This window comes from Pseudomonas sp. 2822-17, assembly GCF_002742485.1.
GTDB lineage: Bacteria > Pseudomonadota > Gammaproteobacteria > Pseudomonadales > Pseudomonadaceae > Aquipseudomonas > Aquipseudomonas cyclaminis.
In genome coordinates this window covers 1-230 of the sequence record NZ_LJRZ01000267.1, presented here as the reverse complement: position 1 = coordinate 230, position 230 = coordinate 1, and the positions used below count along the sequence as shown (strand labels likewise).

General features: G+C 34.3%; 1 protein-coding gene. It reads left to right on the top strand.

Features of this window, described 5'->3' with window-relative positions:
* Positions 1-30: 30 nt before the first annotated feature.
* Positions 31-230 (top strand): PadR family transcriptional regulator (locus AOA60_RS03755; protein ID WP_143522374.1); only part of this gene is annotated, 200 nt, incomplete at its 3' end.

Genomic DNA, 230 nt, shown 5'->3' with positions numbered 1-230 from the left:
ATATATATCTTTTAGATAGGTGATAATGATATGAAAAAATGCAACGACACTACTTATGCCATTTTAGGGATTCTAACGACTGAATGTAAATCTGGTTATGCTATCAAACAACTCATAGACCAAAGTCTATATCATTTCTGGAAAATTAGTTACGGACAAATCTACCCAACTCTCAAAGTTATTGTTCAAGAAGGTTTGGCGGAGGTTCGTACATCGACAAAGGAAGGAAA